The sequence below is a fragment of the Nocardioides bizhenqiangii genome (assembly GCF_034661235.1).
Taxonomy (GTDB): domain Bacteria; phylum Actinomycetota; class Actinomycetes; order Propionibacteriales; family Nocardioidaceae; genus Nocardioides; species Nocardioides bizhenqiangii.
Window position 1 is genome coordinate 2,238,932 of sequence record NZ_CP141059.1, and the last position, 17,999, is coordinate 2,256,930.

General features: G+C 71.8%; 18 protein-coding genes. All 18 read left to right on the forward strand.

All coding sequences use genetic code 11. The features are described from left to right. The first annotated feature begins 4 nt into the window (after positions 1-4). The 18 genes from SHK19_RS10780 to SHK19_RS10865 all read left to right on the forward strand — a co-directional run bounded on the left by SHK19_RS10780 (position 5) and on the right by SHK19_RS10865 (position 17,990). Complete coding sequence (locus tag SHK19_RS10780; protein WP_322938640.1) at positions 5-1,018, forward strand: HAD-IIA family hydrolase; 1,014 nt, start codon at positions 5-7, stop codon at positions 1,016-1,018. Between the two features lie 9 nt (positions 1,019-1,027). After that, positions 1,028-1,204 carry a hypothetical protein gene (locus SHK19_RS10785; RefSeq protein WP_322454970.1) on the forward strand — a complete coding sequence of 59 codons (177 nt, stop codon included), beginning with the start codon at positions 1,028-1,030 and terminating at the stop codon, positions 1,202-1,204. A 15-nt stretch (positions 1,205-1,219) separates the two neighbouring features. Beyond that, on the forward strand, positions 1,220-2,041 hold the full coding sequence (locus SHK19_RS10790) for a TlyA family RNA methyltransferase (protein ID WP_322454971.1): 822 nt from the start codon (positions 1,220-1,222) through the stop codon (positions 2,039-2,041). A gap of 25 nt (positions 2,042-2,066) precedes the next feature. Continuing rightward, positions 2,067-3,053: an NAD kinase gene (locus tag SHK19_RS10795; protein WP_322938641.1), complete on the forward strand. Its 987-nt coding sequence runs from the start codon at positions 2,067-2,069 to the stop codon at positions 3,051-3,053. Positions 3,054-3,213: 160 nt separating this feature from the next. Beyond that, positions 3,214-4,962: a DNA repair protein RecN gene (gene recN / locus SHK19_RS10800; RefSeq protein ID WP_322938642.1), complete on the forward strand. Its 1,749-nt coding sequence runs from the start codon at positions 3,214-3,216 to the stop codon at positions 4,960-4,962. A 29-nt stretch (positions 4,963-4,991) separates the two neighbouring features. Continuing rightward, complete coding sequence (locus tag SHK19_RS10805; protein ID WP_322455593.1) at positions 4,992-6,689, forward strand: CTP synthase; 1,698 nt, start codon at positions 4,992-4,994, stop codon at positions 6,687-6,689. After that, the gene (locus SHK19_RS10810; RefSeq protein ID WP_322454973.1) at positions 6,686-7,291 is read left to right on the forward strand and encodes an NUDIX hydrolase; all 606 of its coding nucleotides are present in this window, start codon (positions 6,686-6,688) and stop codon (positions 7,289-7,291) included. Before SHK19_RS10805 ends, SHK19_RS10810 begins: the two co-directional genes overlap by 4 nt. Next, positions 7,288-8,403, forward strand: a complete 1,116-nt coding sequence (gene ald, locus SHK19_RS10815; RefSeq protein WP_322454974.1) for an alanine dehydrogenase — start codon at positions 7,288-7,290, stop codon at positions 8,401-8,403. The genes SHK19_RS10810 and ald overlap by 4 nt, the downstream gene beginning before the upstream one ends. Before the next feature lie 13 nt (positions 8,404-8,416). Further along, entirely contained in the window at positions 8,417-9,379 is a 963-nt protein-coding gene (xerD, locus tag SHK19_RS10820; RefSeq protein ID WP_322938643.1) for a site-specific tyrosine recombinase XerD, read from the forward strand. After that, entirely contained in the window at positions 9,372-11,909 is a 2,538-nt protein-coding gene (locus SHK19_RS10825) for a DEAD/DEAH box helicase (protein ID WP_322454976.1), read from the forward strand. The genes xerD and SHK19_RS10825 overlap by 8 nt, the downstream gene beginning before the upstream one ends. 327 nt (positions 11,910-12,236) lie before the next feature. Then, complete coding sequence (locus tag SHK19_RS10830) at positions 12,237-13,052, forward strand: ParA family protein (protein WP_322455594.1); 816 nt, start codon at positions 12,237-12,239, stop codon at positions 13,050-13,052. Beyond that, entirely contained in the window at positions 13,037-13,411 is a 375-nt protein-coding gene (locus SHK19_RS10835) for a hypothetical protein (RefSeq protein ID WP_322454977.1), read from the forward strand. The genes SHK19_RS10830 and SHK19_RS10835 overlap by 16 nt, the downstream gene beginning before the upstream one ends. A 7-nt stretch (positions 13,412-13,418) precedes the next feature. Then, positions 13,419-14,276: a segregation and condensation protein A gene (locus tag SHK19_RS10840; protein ID WP_322454978.1), complete on the forward strand. Its 858-nt coding sequence runs from the start codon at positions 13,419-13,421 to the stop codon at positions 14,274-14,276. Positions 14,277-14,335: 59 nt separating this feature from the next. Then, positions 14,336-14,899, forward strand: coding sequence for an SMC-Scp complex subunit ScpB (scpB, locus tag SHK19_RS10845; RefSeq protein WP_405030495.1), 564 nt, complete (start codon positions 14,336-14,338; stop codon positions 14,897-14,899). After that, positions 14,896-15,648, forward strand: coding sequence for a pseudouridine synthase (locus SHK19_RS10850; RefSeq protein WP_322454980.1), 753 nt, complete (start codon positions 14,896-14,898; stop codon positions 15,646-15,648). Before scpB ends, SHK19_RS10850 begins: the two co-directional genes overlap by 4 nt. A gap of 28 nt (positions 15,649-15,676) precedes the next feature. Beyond that, on the forward strand, positions 15,677-16,501 hold the full coding sequence (locus tag SHK19_RS10855) for a helix-turn-helix domain-containing protein (protein ID WP_322938645.1): 825 nt from the start codon (positions 15,677-15,679) through the stop codon (positions 16,499-16,501). Beyond that, positions 16,494-16,895, forward strand: coding sequence for a VOC family protein (locus SHK19_RS10860; protein WP_322454982.1), 402 nt, complete (start codon positions 16,494-16,496; stop codon positions 16,893-16,895). Before SHK19_RS10855 ends, SHK19_RS10860 begins: the two co-directional genes overlap by 8 nt. A gap of 24 nt (positions 16,896-16,919) precedes the next feature. Beyond that, positions 16,920-17,990, forward strand: coding sequence for a prephenate dehydrogenase (locus SHK19_RS10865; protein WP_322454983.1), 1,071 nt, complete (start codon positions 16,920-16,922; stop codon positions 17,988-17,990). Positions 17,991-17,999 lie beyond the last annotated feature (9 nt).

The window sequence follows — 17,999 nt, forward strand, 5'->3', positions numbered from 1 at the left end:
CCCCGTGTTGGCCGCATCGACCGATCCTCTGACCGTCGCCTACGACCTGGCGATGCTCGACCTCGACGGAGTCGTCTACGTCGGCCGCGACCCGGTGCCGGGCGCCGCGGAGCACCTGCGCGCGGCGCGGGCGACCGGCATGCGGTCGGCGTTCATCACCAACAACGCGGCGCGGCCGCCTGAGACGGTGGCAGCGCACCTCAGCGAGCTCGGCGTGCCGGCCGACGCGGAAGACGTCGTCACGTCGGCGCAGGCCGCCGCGCACCTGCTGCTCGAGCGCTTCGGTTCCGGAGCCCGGGTGGTGCGGCTCGGCGGCCCCGGGCTCGAGGCCGCGCTGCTGGAGGCCGGGCTGGTGCCCGTGGCGGCCGAGGACGACGCGGTCGCCGTCGTCAGCGGCTACGGGCCGGAGGTGTTGTGGCGCGACGTCATGCGGATCGGGGTGCGGGTGCGCGACGGCCTGCCGTGGCTGGCCAGCAACGCCGACCTGACCATCCCCACGGAGTTCGGCGTGGCCCCGGGACACGGTGTGCTGGTGGAGACCCTCGCGAGGTTCACCGGCGTCACGCCGGTGGTGGCGGGCAAGCCGGAGCGACCATTGCTCGACGAGACGATGCGCCGCGTGGGTGGCGAGCGGCCGCTGATGGTGGGGGACCGGCTCGACACCGACATCGAAGGTGCCCACAACGCGGAGGTGGACTCGCTGTTGGTGATGACCGGGGTCACCGGGATCGCCGAGCTCGTGTCCGCGCGGCGTGAGCACCGTCCGACGTACCTCTCCGCGGACCTCGGCGGGCTGCTGGCCCCGCACCCGTCGCCGGTTGCGGACGGGAGCGGCTGGACCGTCGGCGACTGGCATGCGGTCGTGGAGGAGGGGCGCCTCAGCGTGGTCGGCGGAGGGTCGGTGGACGACTGGTGGCGGGCAGTCGCGGCGGCCGGCTGGGCACACCTGGACGCCACCGGGACGGTGGCCGACATCACGGCGCTGAGGATCCCTGATGCGGCCACGGTCGGGCGGTAGTCTCGCCGCATGACCGAGGAACCTGTGGTCGCGGACAGCATTCCGGCGCCGACCGGCATCGACTCGATCGACACCGTGCTCGACCTCGTGGCCGGCCTCGACGCCCGTCCGCTCGAGGAGCACGCGGCGGCGTTCGAGACCGCTCACCAGCAATTGCGACAGGCCTTGGACGAATCGCCGGAGTAGTCGGGGTGTGACCTGATGCCGCCGCGCCGACTCCGGCTCGACGCAGAGCTCGTCCGTCGTGGGCTGGCACCGTCCCGGGAGCGGGCCGCCCAGCTGATCGCGGACGGCAGGGTGCGCGTGTCCGGTACGACCGCGTCGAAGCCGGCGACCGGCGTCACCACGGACGTCGCGATCGTGGTCACCGAGGGTGAGCACGGTCCGGACTTCGTGTCCCGCGGCGCGCACAAACTACTGGGCGCGCTGGCCGCGTTCGGACCAGGTGGGCTGGAGGTGACCGGGCGACGCTGCCTCGACGCCGGTGCCTCGACCGGTGGGTTCACCGACGTGCTGCTACGTGCGGGGGCGGCCGAGGTGGTCGCGGTCGACGTCGGCTACGGCCAGCTCGACTGGTCGCTGCAACGGGATCCGCGGGTGGTCGTCCACGACCGGCAGAACGTTCGGGCGCTGACGACCGACGTCATCGGTGGGGCGGTGGACCTGGTCGTCGCCGACCTCTCCTTCATCTCGCTCGCGCTCGTGCTGGAGGCACTGCTCGGGGTGACCCGGCCGGAGGGCGACGTGGTGCTGATGGTCAAGCCCCAGTTCGAGGTGGGGAAGGACAGGGTGGGCAAGGGCGGCGTGGTCCGTGACCCGGCACTGCGCACCGAGGCAGTGCTCGGCGTCGCGGCGGCGTCGGACGAGCGGGGCTGGGGCGCCCACGGAGTGACGGTGAGCCCGCTCCCAGGGCCTTCCGGCAACGTCGAGTTCTTCCTGTGGCTACGGCGCGGGCCGGCGACCGTGACGGAGGACGAGATCGCCACGGTCGTCCACCGCGGCACCGGCTCCGACGCACCATGACGGTGGGATAGGTCAGACTGATCCCGTGACGACGTCCACCGGGCCGGCCGGCTACGACACGACGACCCCTCGCCGGGTGCTCGTGCTCGCCCACACCAGGCGCAGCGACGCCCGTGACGTGGCGCGTGCGTTCGTCAAGGAGCTCAGCGCGCACGGGATCGTGGTCCGGCTGCTGCGGTCGGAGGCGGCCGACCTCGAGGTCGAGCCCACCGCCTACGACCCGGCCGTCGAGCTCACCGACTCCGAGACGGACGCCAGCCGCGGCTGCGAGCTCACTGTCGTGATCGGAGGCGACGGGAGCATCCTGCGGGCGGCCGAGGTCACCCACAAGCGGCTGACCCCGGTGCTGGGCGTCAACCTCGGACACGTCGGCTTCCTGGCCGAGGCCGAGCACGAGGACGTGGCGGCCACCATCGAAGCGATCGTGGACCAGCGCTACACGACCGAGGACCGGCTGACGCTCGACGTCCGGGCCTACCTCGACGGCCAGCTGGTCTACTCGACGTTCGCCGTCAACGAGGCGAGCGTCGAGAAGGCCGCACGGGAACGGATGCTGGAGGTCGTGGTCGAGATCGACGACCGGCCGCTCTCGCGGTGGGGCTGCGACGGCGTCGTGTGCGCCACGCCCACCGGTTCCACGGCCTACAACTTCAGCGCCGGCGGCCCGATCGTCTGGCCCCAGGTCGAGGCGCTCTGCATCGTCCCGCTCAGCGCGCACGCCCTCTTCGCGCGGCCGATGGTGGTCGCGCCGTCGTCGGTGATCGCGATCGAGGTCCTGGCCGGCAACCAGGGCGCGGGTGTCCTCTGGTGCGACGGGCGACGAAACTTCGACCTGCCGCCGGGTGCCCGGATCGAGGTCAGCCGCGGACTGCGCCCGGTCCGCCTGGTGCGCCTCCACCAGGCGCCGTTCGCCGACCGGCTGGTGGCGAAGTTCGGGCTGTCGGTCGAGGGCTGGCGCGGCAGCGCGGAGCGGCGTCGCGAGCACCGCACGACAGGCGACGAGCCTCGGTGATCACCCCCGGAGGTTCGCCAACAGTCCCCGCGGCCCAGGCACGCACCTCGCTGCGTTGGCGACGCTTGGTAGACGACTCGGTATGCCGGCGCGCCGCCGCCTTGCGATGCACGCACCTGGACCACGGCTACCGCCACCGACCCCCCGGGGGTGACCACCGATGATCGAAGAGCTCCGGATCAGCTCGCTGGGCGTCATCGAGTCGTCCACCCTCGAGCTGGGTCCCGGGTTCACGGTCGTGACCGGCGAGACCGGCGCCGGGAAGACCATGGTCGTCACCGCCCTCGGGCTGCTGCTCGGCGGTCGCGCCGACAGCGGTGCCGTCCGCGCCGGCGCCCGGCAGGCCCGGGTGGAGGGCGTCGTCAGCGCCGACCGGCTCGAGGGTCTCGCGTCCGCCGTCGAGGACGCGGGCGGCGAGGTCGAGGACCACACGGTCGTGCTGGCGCGCAACGTCAGCGCCGAGGGCCGGTCGCGCGCCTACGTCGGCGGTGCCGGCGTCCCCGTGGCGACGCTGGCCGAGCTCGCCGAGCCGCTCGTCGCCGTCCACGGGCAGTCCGACCAGCACCGGCTGCTCAAGGCCAGCACCCAACGCGCCGCGCTCGACGTCTTCGCCGGTACGGCCGCCGCCGGCCCGCTCGAGCACTACCAGCAGCTCTACGAGCGGCTGGTCGCGACCGAGCGCGAGCTGGCCGAGGTCGTGGCCACCGCCAGGGAGCGCGCCCGCGAGGCGGACCTCCTCAGGTTCGGGGTCGACGAGATCGAAGCCGTCGCACCGCGACCGGGGGAGGACCACGAGCTGGCCGCCGAGGAAGCCCGGCTCGGTCACGCCGACACCCTGCGCACGGCAGCCGAGCAGGCGCGCGAGGCGCTGTCCAGCGATCACGACGCGCCCGACGCGCTCGGCGCCGTGGCTGCTGCCCGCGGTCAGCTCGACAGCGTCCGCGAGCACGACCCCGAGGCTGGTGAGCTCGCCGACCGGGTCGCCGAGGTCACCTATCTGCTGTCCGATCTCGCCGCCGACGTGGCGTCCTACGCCTCGGGCATCGACACCGACCCGGCCCGGCTCGCGGGCGTCTCCGAGCGCCGGGCATCCCTGGTGGCGCTCACCCGCAAGTACGGCGACAGCGTCGACGCGGTGCTCGCCTGGGCAGAGCAGGCCACCCGCCGGCTGCTCGAGCTCGACGCGACCGACGAGACCATCGAGCGGCTGGCGGCGGAGCGGGTGACCCTGAGGAGCGCGCTCGCGGAGGCAGCGGCCATCCTCACCGCCGCCCGGCGCGAGGCTGCCGAACGCCTCTCCACCGCGGTGACCGAGGAGCTGGCCCTGCTGGCGATGCCGGACGCCCGGATGGAGATCCAGGTCCGGGAGCGCGAGACCCCGGCGCCCCCGGACGCCGGCAACCCGCCGGCCGACGCGCTGCTCGTCGGTGACCACTGGGTCAGGTTCCACAGCCACGGGGTCGACGAGGTCGAGTTCCTGCTGGCCGCCAACACCGGGTCCGAGCTGCGCCCGTTGCACAAGGGCGCGTCCGGCGGTGAGCTGTCCCGCGTGATGCTGGCGGTCGAGGTCTGCCTGGCCGACACCCATCCGGTGCCGACGTTCGTCTTCGACGAGGTCGATGCCGGCGTCGGCGGGGCCGCCGCCGTCGAGATCGGCCGCCGCCTCGCCGCCCTCGCCGAGCACGCGCAGGTCCTGGTCGTCACCCACCTGCCGCAGGTGGCCGCGTTCGCCGATCGCCACGTCGTGGTCGAGAAGTCCTCCGACGGCACGGTCACCAGCTCCGGGCTCACGACCCTCGACGACGCGGGCCGCGAGCAGGAGCTGTCCCGGATGCTCGCGGGGATGGCCGGATCCGACTCCGCACTCGCCCACGCCCGCGAGCTGCTCCAGATGGCCCGATCCTCCTGATCTGACTGATAGGCTCGAATCCCGTGAAGATGGCGCCACCGAGTGGGACGACGAAGCATCTGTTCGTGACCGGAGGCGTCGCCTCCTCGCTCGGGAAGGGACTCACGGCCTCGAGCCTCGGTCGGCTGCTCCGCAGCCGCGGGTTGCGGGTGACCATGCAGAAGCTGGATCCCTACCTCAACGTGGATCCCGGCACGATGAACCCGTTCCAGCACGGCGAGGTCTTCGTCACCAACGACGGCGCCGAGACCGACCTCGACATCGGCCACTACGAGCGGTTCCTCGACACCGACCTCGGCCAGATCGCCAACGTCACGACCGGCCAGGTCTACTCGCAGGTGATCGCGAAGGAGCGCAAGGGCGAGTACCTCGGCGACACGGTCCAGGTGATCCCGCACATCACCAACGAGATCAAGGACCGGATCCTCGCGATGGGGCGCGGGACCACGCCGGTCGACATCGTCATCACCGAGATCGGCGGCACCGTCGGCGACATCGAGTCGCTGCCCTTCCTCGAGGCGGCCCGCCAGGTGCGGCACGACATCGGCCGCGACAACTGCTTCTTCCTGCACGTCTCGCTGGTTCCCTACATCGGCCCCTCCGGCGAGCTGAAGACCAAGCCCACGCAGCACTCGGTGGCCGCGCTGCGCCAGGTCGGCATCCAGCCGGACGCGGTGGTGTGCCGCGCCGACCGGGAGCTGCCCGACTCGATCAAGCGCAAGATCTCGCTGATGTGCGACGTCGACGAGGAGGCGGTGGTCACCGCGGCGGACGCGCCGTCGATCTACGACATCCCGAAGGTCCTGCACAGCGAGGGCCTCGACGCCTACGTCGTACGACGTCTCAACCTTCCCTTCCGCGACGTCGACTGGACCGACTGGGACGACCTCCTCCGCCGGGTGCACCACCCGAAGGAGGAGGTCGTGGTCGCTCTGGTCGGCAAGTACGTCGACCTCCACGACGCCTATCTGTCGGTCGCCGAGGCCCTGCGCGCGGGTGGCTTCGCGCACGAGACCCGGATCGACCTGCGCTGGATCCCCTCCGACGAGTGCTCGACGCCGTCCGGTGCCGCCAAGCACCTCCAGGACGTCGACGCCGTGTGCGTTCCGGGTGGGTTCGGCGTGCGCGGGCTGGAGGGCAAGGTCGGGGCGCTCACCTACGCGCGCACCCACGGCATCCCGACCCTGGGCCTGTGCCTCGGCCTGCAGTGCATGGTGATCGAGTACAGCCGCAACGTGCTCGGACTCGAGAAGGCCGACTCGACGGAGTTCGACGCCGACACGCCCGAGCCGGTGATCGCGACCATGGAGGAGCAGAAGCAGATCGTCGAGGGCGAGGGCGACCTCGGCGGCACCATGCGGCTCGGCCTCTACCCGGCCAGGCTCACGGCCGGCTCCCTGGTCTCCGAGGCCTACGGTGCGCAGGAGATCGAGGAGCGACACCGGCACCGCTACGAGGTCAACAACGCCTACCGAGACCGGCTGGAGGAGGCGGGGATGGTCTTCTCCGGGCTCAACCCGGACCTCGACCTCGTGGAGTTCGTCGAGCTGCCACGCGACGTGCACCCCTACTACGTCGCGACCCAGGCGCACCCCGAGCTCCGGTCCCGCCCGACCCGGCCGCACCCGCTGTTCGCGGGGCTGATCGGTGCCGCGCTCGAGCGGCAGCGGGAGCTCCGGATCCCCCTCGACGAGTCGGGTCTGCGCCCCGAGCCGGCCGAGGCGTGAGCGACCCGCTCGCGGACTCTCCGGGCTCCTGGCCGGTCGTCTCGTCGACCGACCTGCACCGTGACGGCTGGGTGGTCGCGCTGCGCCGCGACCTGATCAACCCGCCGGGCCAGGAGCAAGGACAGGACGGCGCCGAGCCGTTCGGACGACTGGTCGTGGAGCATCCCGGTGCCGCGATGGCGCTGGCGATCGACGTCCGCGACGGCGTCGAGCAGGTCTGCCTGATCCGGCAGTACCGCCACCCCGGCGGCGGGACGTTCGTCGAGATCCCGGCCGGCATCTGCGACGTGCCCGGCGAGGACCCGGTCGAGACCGCCAAGCGCGAGCTGCGGGAGGAGGTCTCGCTCGAGGCGTCGGAATGGCAGCACCTGATCACGACGTACCCCTCGGTCGGGATCTCGAGCGAGGTCCACCACGTCTACGTCGCCCGCGGTCTGCGCGAGGTCGAGACCGGCTATGTCGCCGAGCACGAGGAAGCCCACCTGGAGGTGTTCTGGGCGCCGTTCGACGACCTGCTCGCGGCGGTTCGCGACGGGCGGATCAGGGAGGGCCCGGTGGCGATCGCGACACTTGCCTACGCCGTTATACAGTCGCGCTCGTGAGAGTCGGCGTACCGAAGGAAGTCAAGAACCACGAGTACCGGGTCGCGATCACGCCCATCGGCGTGAACGAGCTGGTGGCCCACGGTCACGAGGTCTTCATCGAGGCGGGTGCGGGAGCCGGGTCCGGCATCCCCGACGAGGAGTACGCCGCGGCGGGGGCGTCGCTGCTGCCCTCGGCCGACGAGGTCTGGGGCACCGCCGAGATGGTGCTCAAGGTGAAGGAGCCGATCGCGGAGGAGTACCACCGGATGCGTCCGGGGCTGGTGCTCTTCACCTACCTCCACCTCGCTGCCGACAAGCCGCTCACCGAGGAGCTGATCAAGCGCGAGGTGACCGCGATCGCCTACGAGACGGTGCAGCTTCCCTCCGGCGGTCTGCCTTTGCTCTACCCGATGTCGGAGGTCGCCGGCTGCCTGGCCCCGCAGGTCGGCGCGCACTCGCTGCTCAAGGCCCAGGGAGGGCGTGGGGTGCTGCTCGGCGGCGTGGGCGGCGTCGCCAACGCCAAGGTGGTCGTGATCGGCGCCGGTGTGGCCGGCCAGAACGCCGCCAACATCGCGCTCGGCATGGGGGCGGACGTCACCCTGCTCGACACCGACCTCGACAAGCTGCGGATGTCGTTCTGGCGCTACAACAACCGGGTCCACGGGCTCGCGTCGTCGAAGCTGGCCATCGAGGAGCAGGTCAAGCAGGCCGACCTGGTGATCGGCGCGGTGCTGATCCCCGGCGCGGCGGCACCCAAGCTGGTCTCCAACGCCCTGGTGGCGCAGATGAAGCCGGGCTCGGTGCTGGTCGACATCGCGGTCGACCAGGGCGGCTGCTTCGAGGACACCCGTCCCACGACGCACGCCGACCCGACGTTCCCGGTGCACAACTCGATCTTCTACTGCGTCGCGAACATGCCGGGAGCCGTGCCCAACACATCGACCTACGCACTCACCAACGCGACCCTGCCGTATGCCGTCGCGCTCGCGGACAAGGGCTGGCAGCAGGCCTGCCGCGGCGACCACAGCCTGGCGCTCGGCCTCAACACCCACGGCGGCAGGCTCACCAACGCTCCGGTCGGCGAAGCGGTCGGGATCGAGTCGGTCGAGCTCGCCGAAGCCCTGGCCTGATGACTCCACCGACATGACGGTGAGCCCAGGTACGGCGGGGACGACCGGGACCATCGACCGGGCGATCCGGACCTATCTCGACCACCTGAGCATCGAGAAGGGCCTCGCTGCGAACACCCTCTCGTCGTACCGGCGGGACCTGCGGCGCTACCGCGAGTTCCTGGACGAGAAGGGGATCGCAGGGCTCGACGACATCGCCGAGGCGACGGTCATCGAGTTCCTGGTGCGGCTCCGGGAGGGCGACGCGGTGCACCCGCCGCTCAGCGCGTCGTCGGCCGCGCGGACGGTGGTGGCGGTGCGCGGCCTCCACAGGTTCGCGGTCGCCGACGGTCTCTCCAACCTCGATCCCGCGGCAGCCGTGAAGCCGCCCAGCCCGGCCAAGCGGCTGCCCAAGGCACTCCCGCTCGCCGACGTCGAGGCGATCCTGGAGGCGGCGGGCGCACCCGGCACGCCGCTCGCCCTGCGCGACCGGGCGCTGCTGGAGGTGCTCTACGGGACCGGCGCGAGGATCAGCGAGGCAGTGGGTCTCGATGTCGACGACGTCGACACCGAGGCAGGCGCCGAAGGCACCGTCCTCCTGCGCGGCAAGGGTGGCAAGGAACGGATGGTCCCCGTCGGGTCCTACGCCCTGGAAGCGGTCTCGGTCTACCTGGTCCGTAGCCGCCCGGCGCTGCTGGACGGCAAGGGCACTCCGGCGCTCTTCCTCAACGCCCGCGGCGGGCGACTCTCCCGGCAATCGGCCTGGGCGGTGCTGGTGAAGGCGGCGGAGCGAGCAGGCGTCACCAAGGACGTGTCGCCGCACACCCTGCGGCACTCGTTCGCGACCCACCTGCTCGACGGCGGCGCCGACGTACGCGTGGTCCAGGAGCTGCTCGGGCACGCGTCGGTCACCACCACTCAGGTGTACACGCTGGTCACGGTCGACAACCTGCGCGAGGTCTTCGCCACCGCGCACCCCCGGGCAAGAAATGGGTGACGGCACCGACCCGATGAGCTCCGCCTACGACCGGGTGCTCGCCCATGCCGTCGAACGTGGGCTCGAGCTCTACCCGCACCAGGAGGAGGCGGTCCTCGAGCTCCTCGCCGGCAACAACGTGATCCTGGCGACGCCGACCGGGTCGGGGAAGTCACTGGTCGCCCTGGCAGCCCACATGGCGGCTCTCGCCGACGACCGGGTCTCGTTCTACACGGCCCCGATCAAGGCGCTGGTCAGCGAGAAGTTCTTCGACCTGTGCGAGGTCTTCGGTGCCGACGACGTCGGGATGCTCACCGGCGACGTGTCCGTCAACCCGGACGCGCCCATCATCTGCTGCACCGCCGAGGTGCTGGCCAACATCGCCCTGCGCGAGGGCGAGCGGGCCGACGTCGGGCTGGTCGTCATGGACGAGTTCCACTTCTACGGCGAGCCCGGCCGCGGGTGGGCCTGGCAGGTGCCGCTCATCGAGCTGCCGCACGCCCAGCACCTGCTGATGTCGGCGACGCTGGGCGACGTCACCGAGCTCGCCGCCGACATCACCCGGCGCAACGAACGGGAAACCGCGGTCGTCGACGACGCGGTGCGACCGGTGCCGCTGACCTTCTCCTGGTCGGTGACGCCGCTGGACGAGACTCTCGAAGAGCTGGTGACGACGGGCCAGGGACCGGTCTACGTCGTCCACTTCTCCCAGGCCGACGCGGTCGCACAGGCCTCCGGGTTGGCCGGGAAGTCGATCTTCGACGCCCGGCGTGAGGCGAAGGAGGCGATTGCCGAACGGCTCGGGGACGTGCGGTTCGCCGCCGGCTTCGGCAAGACCCTGTCCAAGCTGCTGCGCAGGGGGATCGGGGTCCACCACGCCGGGATGCTGCCCCGCTACCGACGGCTGGTCGAGCAGCTCGCCCAGGCCGGCCTGCTCACCGTCATCTGCGGCACCGACACCCTCGGCGTCGGCATCAACGTGCCGATCCGCACGGTCCTGTTCAGCGGCCTCGCGAAGTACGACGGACAGCGGCAACGCGTGCTCAAGTCCCGGGAGTTCCTCCAGATCGCGGGGCGCGCCGGACGGGCCGGCTTCGACACCGCGGGCTACGTGGTCGTGCAGGCGCCGGAGCACGTGATCGACAACGAGCGCGCCAAGGCGAAGGCAGCAGCCAAGAACGCGGCGATGAGCGAGGAGAAGCGCGCCAAGCGCGGCTCCAAGGCGCAGCTCAAGAAACCACCGCCCGGCACCGTCGTGTGGACCGAGCAGACCTTCGACAAGCTGGTGTCCGGCCGTCCGGAGCCGCTCAAGTCGCAGATGAAGGTCGACAACGCGATGCTCGTCAACGTGATCGCCCGCGAGGAGGACGCGTTCCCGGTGCTGCGCCGGCTCACGATGGACAACCACGAGGACCGGCGCAGCCAGCTGCGGCTCGCCCGGCGGGCGGTGCGGCTCACGAAGAGCCTGCTGGCGTCCGACGTGCTGACCCGCCTCGACGAGGTCGACCGGTTCGGCCGGCGCTACGTCCTGACCGAGGCGCTGCCGGTCGACTTCGCGCTCAACCAGCCGCTGTCCCACTTCGCCCTCGCGGCGCTCGACGTTCTCGACCCTGATTCCGAGACGTTCACCCTCGACGTGGTCTCGGTGGTCGAGGCGGTGCTGGAGGCGCCGCGGCCGCTCCTCTACGCCCAGCAGCACGCCGCGCGGGGCGAGGCGATCGGTGCGCTCAAGGCCGAAGGGGTCGACTACGACGAGCGGATGGCCCTGATCGAGGACGTGACCTGGCCCCGACCGCTCGCCGAGCTGCTCGAGCCGCTCTACGAGACCTACCGGGAGCGGCACCCTTGGCTCTCGCCCGACGCCCTCGCGCCGAAGTCGGTCGTGCGCGAGATGTGGGAGCAGGGCATGGGCTTCACCGACCTGGTCGGCCGCTACCAGGTCGCCCGGTCCGAGGGCCTCGTGCTGCGCTACCTGACCGACGCCTACCGAGGGCTGCGGCAGACGGTGCCGGCGTCGCACCGCACCGAGGAGCTGGCGCTGCTCGAGGACTGGCTGGGGGAGACGGTGCGCCAGGTCGACTCCTCGCTGCTCGACGAGTGGGAGGCGCTCTCCGACCCCGACCACGCCGCGCGTGAGGTGCTCGACCACGCACCGCCTCCGCCGCCGCGACCGCTCAGCCAGCAGGGCCGGGTGTTCGACGTGATGGTGCGCAACGCGATGTGGCGCCGGGTGGACCTGGTGTCCCGCGACGACCTCGACGGGCTGGAGGCGCTCGAGACAGCGCAACCCGGCGGCGAGATGAGCCGCGACGACTGGGACCGCGCGATCGGGTCCTACTACGACGAGCACGACCGGGTGCTGACCGACGGCGACGCCCGCGGGCCCGACCTGCTGGCGGTCGAGCGGGGAAGCTCCACCTGGCGGGTCACGCAGACCATCCACGACCCGGCCTACCACCACGACTGGGTGATCGAGGCCGAGGTGGACCTCGCCGCGTCCGACGCGGCCGGCGAGGCCGTCGTACGAACGCTCGGGATGCGCCGACTCTAGGAGTCCGATCCTTGCCAGCGTGTCTCCCCAAAGTCGCCGTGTCGACATTGTTGACTGGAGCCACGATCAGTTCAGGGCGGTGGGGAAGCCGCCCGTGACAGGACCGAGGTGACGCGGAGTCATGGAGATTTGGCGATGATGGGCGGTTTCAACTCAGGATCCAGCGCTCCGGACATGCCACCTCGGGCAAGAGTCCCCGAGAGGAACGACGTGTCCGACCTGCTTCCCTTCGCACGGCCCGAGATGGGCGCCGAGGTACAGGTGGTGCCCAGCACCACGACCGAGCCGGTCGCGGACGGCACCCCGCTCGGCCCCACCGGCCGGCCGATGCCGGTGCTGCCCGACCCCAAGCCGCTCACCGAGCACGGGCCCGCCCGCGTCATCTCGATGTGCAACCAGAAGGGCGGGGTCGGCAAGACCACCACCACGATCAACCTCGGCGCGGCGCTGGCGGAGTTCGGCCGCCGCGTGCTGCTGGTCGACTTCGACCCGCAGGGGTCGCTCTCGGTGGGTCTCGGCCTCAACCCGCACGAGATGGAGAAGACGGTCTACAACCTGCTGCTGGACCGCACGACGCGTCTCGAGGACGTCGTGGTGCCGTCCGGCGTGCCGGGGATGCACCTGCTCCCGTCCAACATCGACCTCTCGGCCGCCGAGGTGCAGCTGGTGCACGAGGTGGCCCGCGAGCAGACCCTGCAACGGGTGCTCGCGCCGGCGATCGCCGCCTACGACGTCATCCTCATCGACTGCCAGCCCTCGCTCGGCCTGCTGACCGTCAACGCCCTCACGGCGTCCGACGGCGTGATCGTGCCGCTGGAGTGCGAGTACTTCGCCCTGCGCGGCGTCGCGCTGCTCAAGAACACCATCGACAAGGTCCAGGAGCGGCTCAACCCCAAGCTCGAGATCGACGGCGTGCTCGGCACCATGTTCGACGGCCGCACCCTGCACGGGCGCGAGGTCCTCGAGCGGCTGGTCCAGGCCTGGGGCGACCAGGTCTTCCACACCGTCATCCGACGGACGGTGAAGTTCAGCGACTCCACCGTCGCGGGCGAGCCGATCACGTCCTACGCCTCCGAGTCGGCGGGTGCCGAGGCCTATCGGCAGCTGGCGAGGGAGGTGGCGCTGCGGTGTCTCGACGTGTGACCCTGCCGACCGCCGACGACCTCTTCCGACCCACAGCAGACACTCCGGACAGCCCCGAGGCTCGCGCGTCGGAGGCGCCGAAGAAGAAGGCGCCGGTGCGCGCCGTACCGGACGCCCCCGAGGAGCAAGCGGCCGAGAAGCGTCCGTCCGGGCGGATCAGGCACGACGAGAAGATGACGGTCTACGTCACCTCCGAGGAGCTGATGGAGATCGAGCAGGTCCGGTTGCAGCTCCGCGGCCGGCTGGGCCTGGCCGTCGACCGCGGCCGCCTGGTGCGCGAGGCCGTGAGCCTGGTGCTGGCGGACTTCGAGGCTCACGGGGAGGACTCCGCGCTGGTCAGGCGACTGCGTGGGGAATAATGCCTCGGTGACGGCTGACCATCGAGGTGACGAGCACCCCTTCGAGGTGCGACTCGACAACTTCGAGGGACCGTTCGACCTGCTGCTCAGCCTGATCTCCAAGCACAAGCTCGACGTCACCGAGATCGCCCTGTCGCAGGTCACCGACGAGTTCATCGCCCACACGAAGCGTCTGACGGGCGACGACAGCGTCGACCTCGAGGAGACGACGTCGTTCCTGCTGGTCGCCGCGACCCTGCTCGACCTCAAGGCGGCTCGTCTGCTCCCTCAGGGCGACGTCGAGGACGAGGAGGACCTCGCCCTGCTCGAGGCGCGCGACCTGCTCTTCGCCCGGCTGATGCAGTACAAGGCCTACAAGCAGATCGCCGGCGTGCTCGAGGAGCGGCTGGTTGGTGAGTCCCGGCGCTTCCCGCGGGCGGTCGGGCTGGAGGAGCGGTTCGCCACCCTGCTGCCCGAGGTGCTCATCGGCATCGGCCTCGAGCAGTTCGCGGGCCTCGCCGCCCGGGCGCTGGAGCCGAAGCCCGAGCTGGAGGTGAGCCTCCACCACATCCACGCTCCGGCAGTCAGCGTCCGCGAGCAGGCGGCGATCGTGATGGAGCGGCTGCAGCGCAGTGGCACCATGACGTTCCGGGCACTGTGCGGCGACTCGCCCGACACGTTGACCACCGTCGCCCGGTTCCTGTCGCTGCTCGAGCTGTTCCGCGAGGGAGCGGTGGCGTTCGAGCAGGTCACCGCCCTCGGCGAGCTCAGCGTCCGCTGGACGGGTGGCGACGACGCAAGCATCGACGAGATCGACGAGTTCGAGGGAGTGCCGGCGGGCGAAGCGACGCCGGACGAGACGCCTCCAGAGGGAGAAGACCAGTGACCGACGAAGTTCTCGCCATCCCCGTTGCCGACCTGCGCCCGGCGCTCGAGGCGGTCCTCATGGTCGCCGACGAGCCCCTCGACCAGCGCGCCCTGGCCTCCGCGGTCGGCTATCCCGAGGGCGAGGTGGCTGCGGCGCTCGCTGCGCTCGCCGCTGAGTACGACGAGCAGCGACGCGGCTTCGAGCTGCGCAACGTCGCGGGCGGCTGGCGGTTCTACACCCGCGAGGAGTACGCCGCGGTCGTGGAGGCGTTCGTGCTCGACGGCCAGCAGGCCCGTCTCACCCAGGCGGCACTCGAGACCCTGGCCGTCGTGGCGTACCAGCAGCCGGTCTCGCGGGCGCGGGTGTCGGCGATCCGCGGCGTCAACGTCGACGGCGTGATGCGGACCCTGGTCAACCGCGGGCTGGTCGAGGAGGCCGGGCAGGACGGCGAGCACGGCGCCACGCTCTACCGCACCACGTCGTACTTCCTCGAGCGGATCGGCGTGGTCTCCCTCGACGAGCTGCCGGAGCTGGCTCCCTACCTCCCCGAGATGGCGGACATGGAGGAAGAGCTCGCGACGACCGCGCAGCGCGAGGCCGCGCCCGAAGCCCCCGAGCCACCCGCCGAAGGCGCTCCGTGACGCGAGAGATCGAGACCGACGACGAAGGTCTGGTCCGCCTGCAGAAGCTGCTGGCCCAGTCCGGCGTCGCCTCCCGCCGCAAGTGCGAGGAGCTGATGCTCGCCGGCGAGGTCGAGGTCGACGACGAGGTCGTCACCCGCCTCGGCACCAAGGTCGACCCGCGGACCGCCGTCATCAAGGTCTCCGGGCACCGGCTGCCGCCCATCAGTGACCACGTCTACCTCGTGCTCAACAAGCCCCGGGGCGTGGTCTCGACGATGTCCGACCCGGAGGGCAGGAAGACCCTGTCCGACGTGGTCGGGGATCGTCCCGAACGCCTCTTCCACGTGGGACGCCTCGACACCGACACGTCGGGGCTGCTGCTGCTGACCAACGATGGCGACTTCGCCCACCGGATGGCGCACCCGTCGTACGAGGTCGAGAAGACCTACGTCGCCGAGGTCGAAGGACGGCTCAGCCGCGGCACTCTCGCCGACCTGCTGGCCGGGGTCACCCTCGACGACGGCCCGGTGCAGGTACGCCGGGCGCGGGTGATCGACGCCGCGGCCGACAAGTCGATCGTGGAGCTGGTCATCCACGAGGGTCGCAACCGGATCGTGCGCCGACTGCTCGACCAGGTCGGCCATCCGGTCCGCAAGCTGACCCGCACCCGGTTCGGGCCGGTCGAGCTCGGGTCGCTGCAGTACGGGTCGACCCGCGAGCTCACGAACGACGAGCTCGGCGAGCTGCTGGACCTGGTCGGTCTTTAGGCCATCCGCCGGCAGCTACCGTGGAGGCGTGATCCCGGCCCCTCCGGTCCCGCGTGCGCTCGCGCCGTACGTCGTCGCGCGGGTGGCCTACGACGTGGACTTCGGTGCGCCCGGCGTGCACCGCGGCCTGCCCGGGACCTCGCTGACGTTCGTGCTGCCCCTCGACGATCCGTTGCGGGTCTCCTGGGGCGGTCGGTCGGACACCCTCCACTCCGCGTGGACGTCGCTGGCCGGCCTGCACGCCGCACCGGCCGCGGTCCACCACGACGGGCTCCAGCGCGGCATCCAGCTGGCGCTGACCGTGGCTGGCGCCCGAGCGGTCCTCGGCGTGCCGGCAGCGGCTCTCGCCGGGAGCCTCACCGATGTCGACGAGGCCGTGGTCCCTCGGCCGCTGCGGGAGCTGTCGGGTCGGTTGCACGACGCGGTCACCTGGGAGCAGCGGATCGCCGTCGTCGACCGCACCCTGGCGACCCTCGTCGCGAGTGCGGACGGGCCCGGTCCGCGCGCCGAGGTGGGCCGCGCGCTGGCGCGGCTGACCCGCGGCGCCCGGGTCGGTGACGTCGCCGAAGAAGTGGGTTACAGCCGGCGCCGGCTGTCGACCCTGGTGCGGGACGAGTGCGGCGTGACCCCCAAGGAGTTCCAGCGGGTGGCGCGCTTCCAGATGGCCCGCGGCCTGCTCGGACGTCGCCCCCTCGCCGAGGTCGCCGCCCGGTGCGGCTACAGCGACCAGGCGCACCTCAGCCGGGAGTGGGCGGCCCTCGCGGGGTGCTCGCCGACGACCTGGCTGCGCGAGGAGTTCCCGTTCGTTCAAGACCGGGACCCTGCCGCCGAGGCACCCTCGGAGCATGACTGAGACAACCGACAAGACCACTGCCGGGTCGGTCAGGATGTGGCCGGCACTGACCTTCCGTGACGTCGACACGATGATCGACTGGCTGCGAGCCGTCGGCTTCACCGAGCACTCGACCTACCGCAACGAGGCCGGCGAGGTCGAGCACGCGGAGTGGCTGTGGCCCGAGGGCGGCGGCATCATGTTCGGCTCCGACACGACCGGGATCGTGCGCAACGCGGGCGGATCGGCCATCTACCTGATCACCCGAGATCCCGACGGGGCGTTCGAGCGGGCGCTCTCCGCGGGGGCGAGCGTCTCCCGGGCGCTGGAGGACAACGACTATGGCGGCCGCGGCGGCAGCGTGCTCGACCCCGAGGGCAACCACTGGTCCTTCGGGTCCTACCAGCCTTCCTGAGGGCGGGACCACTAGCCTTGCCGCGTGTCTGATCTCCTACCCGGTCCGGTCGAGGTCGTCGGCGCCGGGCTGGTCGGCACCTCGATCGCGCTGGCCTGCCAGCGGGCAGGCATCGATGTGCTCCTGTCCGACACCTCGGCCGAGCACCTGCGCACCGCGTCCGGGCTGGGCGCGGGTCGTCCGAAGGCGCCGGGCGACGTGGCCGCGCTGGTCGTGGTCGCGGTGCCACCGGACCACCTCGGCGAGGCCATCGCCGCCGCGCTCGACACGGCCGGCGAGGACACGGTCGTCACCGACGTCGGCAGCGTGAAGGCGGCGCCGTTGGAGGCAGTGGCCGGCCACCCGGCCGCCTCGCGGTACGTCGGCAGCCACCCGATGGCGGGCAGCGAGCGGTCCGGGCCGCTCGCGGCGTCGGCCGACCTGTTCACGGGGCGCCCGTGGGCGATCTGCCGGCACGACGGTGCCTCCGCCACGGCGGTACGGCGGGTCGCCGCCCTGGTCGAGGTCTGCGGCGCGGTGCCGGTCATGCTGACGCCGGCCGAGCACGACAAGGCCGTGGCGCGGACGTCCCACGTGCCTCACCTCCTCGCGTCCCTGGTCGCCGGGACCCTCACCGGCGCCGCGCCCGAGCACCTGGCGCTCACCGGCCAGGGCGTCCGCGACGTGACCCGGGTGGCGGCCGGCGACCCGACGCTCTACAGCCAGATCATCGGCGGCAACAGCAAGGCCGTCGCCGGGCTGCTGCGCGAGGTCCGCGACCGGCTCGACCTGGCGCTCGCCGCCGTCGCCGACGGCGACCGGGCCGGCCTCGAGTCCCTGCTCGCGCACGGGCTCGCCGGCACCCGGGCGATCCCGGGCAAGCACGGCGGCCCGGTCCAGGCCGTCTCGGCGGTCCACGTCGCGGTACCCGACCATCCGGGCGAGCTGGCGCGGCTGTTCGCCGACGTCGGCGCCAGCGGCGTCAACATCGAGGACGTGCGGATCGACCACGACCCGGGCCGCCCCGTGGGCCTGGTCGAGCTCGACGTCGCGGAGGGCCGTGCGGAGCACCTGCTGGCCGCGCTGGAATCGAAGGGTTGGGTGACTCACCGGTAGCATGGTCGC